The organism is Pseudomonas sp. P5_A12, from assembly GCF_056400685.1.
Window position 1 is genome coordinate 1 of record NZ_JBFUKU010000458.1, and the last position, 2,912, is coordinate 2,912.

The 2,912-nt window shown below is 57.4% G+C and carries 3 protein-coding genes; 1 reads left to right on the top strand and 2 read right to left on the bottom strand.

The features are described 5' to 3' along the window. The coding region (locus AC1DSG_RS29825; protein ID WP_477794079.1) for a hypothetical protein at positions 1 to 903 on the bottom strand (903 nt) is incomplete at its 3' end. 329 nt (positions 904 to 1,232) lie between these two features. After that, positions 1,233 to 2,135: a LysR family transcriptional regulator gene (locus tag AC1DSG_RS29830; protein WP_477794080.1), complete on the bottom strand. Its 903-nt coding sequence runs from the start codon at positions 2,133 to 2,135 to the stop codon at positions 1,233 to 1,235. A gap of 146 nt (positions 2,136 to 2,281) precedes the next feature. Here AC1DSG_RS29830 and AC1DSG_RS29835 point away from each other — a divergent pair. Then, a partial coding sequence (locus tag AC1DSG_RS29835) for a cytosine permease (protein ID WP_477794081.1) occupies positions 2,282 to 2,912 on the top strand: 631 nt, incomplete at its 3' end.

Genomic DNA, 2,912 nt, shown 5'->3' on the forward strand with positions numbered 1-2,912 from the left:
CAACAGTGCCGGGCCGATCACCAAGGCAGCCGCCCAGGGCAAGATTTGGCGTGCGGCGTTTCGATCGAGCACGGTTTGCGGTATTGCGATCAACTGAGTATCGAGCAATTCCGGATTTGAAACGGGTGACTCTGGCGTTACGGTCTCGGCAGCGCAATAGCCCATCTCCTTCATTGCAGCCTTGTACTGCTTCGATGCGCCAATGAGATCGTCGTGAAGTGTGATGACTTCCTGTGTCAAAAAGCCATAGTCTTCTCCTGTAGGGTTCTTGTTGGAAACATCTGACTGTGCCGCAGACGCATCGCTTGAAGTGTCCTTGAGCCCCGCCTGCAGGGAAATGACGCCGCCGATAGCGCCAAGTAGTTTCAACCTGAACATCAGAAAGGAAAGAGCAGAAAAAATCGCCAGCAAGGCAACGGCGGCCAGTGTGATGTCCTTACGAATTTGTACCGAGCGGACTTGCAGCTCCTGTTTTGGATAAATCGCAACGACGCTGCCAAGTAGAGTGCCCGATTCATTCACTATGGATCGCCCACTGACCACCGAATCAGAGCCTTCAAGGTCCCACTTGCCATCTTTATTCAATACCTGCGCATGCGACAGTTCATCTGCCTGTTCGCTGTCAAGCTTCTCACCGGTGGACTTGATAATATCTCCGGATGCGCTCAACAATTCGATGGCGGAAATATCAGGATCCGTTTCCTTGGCGCGACTGAGCAGGCCTTCTGAGTTGCGCACTGATGTGAGTGGAAGCCCCATGGCCGCCACATCACGAAACGGTGCAGCAGTTGCCTCAGCCACAACCGATAGCCTTTGGCGTGTCAAATGAGAAAGCATGGCGTCGTGCTGGAGAACGACCAATACCGCCAGGACGGCCAGTACCGTTGCAATAGTGACGGTCAATGCGATCCAACACCTTAGATGCAAACTGAGGTTTCGCATTACCTTCTCACTCCCCTAGCAGGCCTTTGAAAAACCGCACTACGAGCCTGACAAATTTCCAAAGCGATCAGGTGATACACAGCCTAGCAGTAACTGGGCACTGGGCTTTTCCCGACCGATCAGTATCCCAAGCCTGCGCTTGATGGCGATTGTGCGCAGGGCACTTCGGCGTGCCGATTTCTTGGCTCATCTTCACGGCTCGGTGGCCCGAATCGATGTCAGGCCTGTGGCTGAAGTCCGCCTCTGAAACCACTGCCAACCTCAAATCGGCCCTTCGGCTGTTTCTGAACTCACCCAGCTGCAAAAATCCCGATCAGCTCCGCCAGGAACGCACTCACCACCTCCCGTTGCCGCGCCGAATGTCGAACGGCCGCATGGAAGCCAACTTCATAGCGCAGTTGCTCCGGATTCAGCGGATGCAGCTGCCCCAACTGTTCATGTTTGGCCGCGTAGTGCTGGGGCAAAAAACCCAAATGCTGGCCCGACAGAATGAGCAGGGCGGCGCCGTCCATGCTGTCGGTGAGTACCGTCAAGCGCTCGATGGAGGTGGGTGCGGGCATTTCCGGCAAGGGGTGGCTGGGCCAGACCCAATCGTAATCGCGCACGTCATCGCGGCTCAGCGCACCCACGTGGTCGAACAACGGGTGCGCCGGGGCGCAGTAGGCGATTTGGGTTTCCTGGAACAACGGGTAGTAATCGATGTTGGGCAAGCGGTGCCAGAAGTAACCGATGGCCAGATCGATGTGGCCGTTGATGATTTTCTCTTCCAGCAACGAAGACGACAGTTCGGTGAAGTGGAAGTACAACCCCTCATGTCGCGAGCGCAACCGGGCAATGGCCAGGGCGATGTGCTTGTTGGCGGACGGATCGATTTGACCGAGCAAGCCGATGTTAATGTTCCCCGACACCTTGCGATTGATGTGCTGCACTTCAACCCGAAAGCCCTCGGCCGCCGCCAGTAACCGGTGCGCCGCATCGACAAACTGCCCACCCTTGGGCGTCACCGAAAACCCGCCGCGCCCACGCTCGCACAGACGAAATCCCACCCGCGCTTCCAGCGTCGCCAATTGCGCGCTGATGGTGGGCTGCGTGGTATTGAGCGCCGTCTGCGCGGCCGAGATCCCGCCCGCCTCAACGACGGTCAGAAAGACCCGGATCAAACGCAGATCCAGCTCCGATACAGTGCCCAGCATGTGTGCCTCCGAGGTTCGTTACATAGGTGCCGATCTATGTAAGCAGTGCGCATGCGATATTTAACAGCCCTGACCAACGCCCTACATTGCAATGAAACCGGCGCTTTGCCCATAAAAACAACAATCACCAGCATAGGAACATTCGTATGTCAGGGTCCTCACAGTCTGCGCACGCCCTCCAAGCGAGCAGCGGGTTGGCCATCGAAGGCCACTCGATCGATTACATCCCGGAAAACGAACGTCACGCCAAACTTAGCAGCCAGGGGCCTTTCTGGTTTCTCGGTAACTTCCACTTCTTCACCATTTCCATCGGCTTTGTCGGCCCGAGCCTCGGCTTGTCGGCACTGTGGACGATGCTGGCCGGTGCGCTGGGCATTATGTTCGGCACCATTTTCATGGCCTTCCACGGTTCGCAAGGCCCGGAGATGGGCCTGCCGCAAATGATCCAGTCCCGCGCCCAGTTCGGTTATCGCGGGGTGATCCTGGCCTTGATGGCGACGATGTTTGTGTTCGTCGGCTTCAACGTGGTGAACATCTCGCTGATCATGAACGGCCTCGAACATGTGTTCGGCATCGACCCGACGATAGTCGCGGTGGCGGTGGTGCTGATCGGTGCGTTGCTGTCGATCTACGGCCACGACCTGATGCACAAAGCGTTCAAGTGGGCGTTGCTCGCCACCTTGCCGCTGTATGCGCTGGTCACGATCGCCCTGATGTTCGGCGCCGGCCAAGAGGGCGTCACCCCGGCGACTGACCTGGGCTTCAGCTGGGTTGCGT

Coding starts and splice junctions, on each gene's coding strand:
- AC1DSG_RS29830 (WP_477794080.1), bottom strand. CDS start 2,135: ATGCTGGGCACTGTATCGGAGCTGGATCTGCGTTTGATCCGGGTCTTT.